The following is a 2455-nucleotide window of genomic DNA, read 5'->3' on the forward strand; positions in this document are numbered from 1 at the left end:
TGCGCCGCATCGCCGACGAACAGCTCCTGATGGCCTCCTCCACCACGGAGGGCCAGGGCGGCGGCAATGTCCGCTCCTCCTCCGCGGCGATCGAGTCCGACGGAGAGGGGATCACCCTGGAGCGGGCGGCCACCGTGATCTCCTACGGCGCCCAGGCCGACGGCGTCGTCACCGTCGCCCGCCGCTCGGCCGAGGCCGGGGCCTCCGACCAGGTGCTCTGCGTCTTCCTGCGTGAGGATTACAGCCTGGAGCGCCTGAGCGGCTGGGAGACCCTCGGCATGCGCGGCACCTGCAGCAGCGGCTTCCGGCTCAAGGCCCGCGGGCTTCCCCAGCAGGTGCTCGCCGCCCGCTACGGCGACATCCACAACCAGACCATGACGCCGGTCTCCCACCTCCTCTGGTCGAGCGCCTGGGCCGGCATCGCGGCCTCCGCCGTCGATCGCGCCCAGGCGTTCACCCGCACGGCGATGCGCGGCGCCGGCGGCGTCGCCCCGCCCGGCGCGCTGCACTACGCCCGCGCCGTCTCCAGCCTGAAGCAGGCCCGCGCCCTCATCACGCAAGCCCTCGACACCTTCGAGGGGGCCGACGGCGATCCGGCCGCGCTCGCCGGACTCGACGTGCAGACGGCGCTCACCATGCTCAAGGTCGAGGTCTCGGAACTCGCCGTCGCCACCGTGTCGAGCGCGCTGCGGGCCAACGGGCTCGCCGGCTACCGCCAGGACGGCGACTTCAGCGTCGGCCGGGCGCTGCGCGACATCCTCTCGGCGCCGATCATGATCCACAACGACCGGATCGTGGCCAACCTCGCCACCGCGACGCTGATGTCGCCGGTCGCCGCCTCGCTCGGCGCCTGAGGGCGCTGCTCTTCCCGCCTCTTAGGACTGCCCGCCATGAACATGCCCGTGATGAACGCGCCGGCCTCGCCGCCCGCGACCGACCCGCTCGACGCCCTGTTCGACGCGATGTTCAAGCCGATGAACGCGCAGGGCGTCTACGCCCGCACCGGCGCCTACGAGTCGGTGGTGGAGGCGCTGGCCGCCTTCATCTCGGCCCGGCGCGAGGCCGGCACCGAGGTGTTCCGCTTCCCGCCGGTGATGAGCCGGGCGCATCTGGAGCGGCACGGCTACCTCAAGAGCTTCCCGAACCTCCTCGGCTGCGTCTCCTGCCTCGACGGGAACGAGACGGAGATCCGCGCCTCGGCCGACAAGCACCTCGCGGGCGGCGACTGGACCGAGGACCTGCAGACCGCCGACCTCGTCCTGACCCCGGCCGCCTGCTACCCGGTCTACCCGATCGCCGCCGCCCGCGGCGCGGTGCCGTCCACCGGCTACCGCTTCGACGTCGCCTGCGACTGCTTCCGCCGCGAGCCCTCGCGCCATCTCGACCGGCTGCAATCCTTCCGGATGCGCGAGTACGTCCGCATCGGCACGCCGGAGCAGATCGTCGCCTTCCGCGAGAGCTGGATCGAGACCGCCACCGCCATGGCCGACGAACTGGGCCTGCCCTACACGGTCGAGACCGCGAGCGACCCGTTCTTCGGCCGGCTCGGCCAGATCATGGCCTTCAGCCAGCTCGAACAGGCGCTGAAGTTCGAGCTGCTGATCCCGCTCCGGGGCGCGGCCGCCGGCACCGCCTGCATGAGCTTCAACTACCATCGCGAGCATTTCGGCACGACCTGGGGCCTGAACCTCGAGGACGGCGAGCCCGCCCATACCGGCTGCGTCGCCTTCGGCATGGACCGCCTCGCGGTGGCGCTGTTCGCCACCCACGGCGAGCGCATCGACGCGTGGCCGGACGCGGTCCGCGCGGCGCTGAAGCTCTGACGCGATCGCGCCGGGAGCCGCCGATGCCCCTCGATCCGCATGTCAGCCGCTTCCTCGACATGATGGCGCTCGGGGGCTCGCACGGCATCACCCTCGACGCCCGTCGGGAGGGATTGCGCGGGCTCGCGCGCCTCGCCGGGCTGAGCGCCGAGGGCGTCGAGACCCGCGATCTCGTCCTGCCGGGTCCGGCCGGGCCGATCCCCGCGCGGCTCTACGCGCCGGAGGACAGCGAGGGCGGTCCCGGCCTGGTCTACCTGCACGGCGGCGGGCTGGTGACCGGCGGTCTCGACACCCATGACGGGATCTGCCGGGTGCTCGCCGAAGCCGGCGGCCTCCGGGTCGTCGCGGTCGATTACCGGCTCGCCCCCGAGCACCCGTTCCCGGCGGCTCTCGAGGATGCCCTCGCGGCAACGGCGTGGATCGCCGCGCATGCGAAAAAGCTCGGGATCGATCCGGCCCGGCTCGGGATCGGCGGCGATTCCGCCGGCGCGGGGCTCGCGGCGCGGGTCTGCCAGGAGCGGCGCGACGGAACGATCCGGGCGCAGCTCCTGATCTGCCCGGTGCTCGACGGGCACGGCGCGTCGGCCTCGCGCCGCGACTTCGCCCGCGGCTACTTTCTCGACGAGGCGACG

Annotated in this window: 3 protein-coding genes; all 3 read left to right on the forward strand. The window is 73.0% G+C overall.

What is annotated here, in order from left to right; genetic code table 11:
- The coding region (locus tag MFF42_RS23625; RefSeq protein ID WP_238258216.1) for an acyl-CoA dehydrogenase family protein at positions 1-854 on the forward strand (854 nt) is incomplete at its 5' end.
- 36 nt (positions 855-890) lie between these two features.
- A complete protein-coding gene (locus MFF42_RS23630; RefSeq protein ID WP_238258218.1) occupies positions 891-1823 on the forward strand; it encodes an amino acid--[acyl-carrier-protein] ligase in 933 nt (310 codons plus the stop codon).
- Positions 1824-1846: 23 nt separating this feature from the next.
- Positions 1847-2455: alpha/beta hydrolase fold domain-containing protein (locus MFF42_RS23635; protein WP_238258219.1), on the forward strand; the 609-nt coding region annotated here is incomplete at its 3' end.

This window comes from Methylorubrum podarium (assembly GCF_022179745.1).
Classification (GTDB): Bacteria; Pseudomonadota; Alphaproteobacteria; order Rhizobiales; family Beijerinckiaceae; genus Methylobacterium; species Methylobacterium podarium.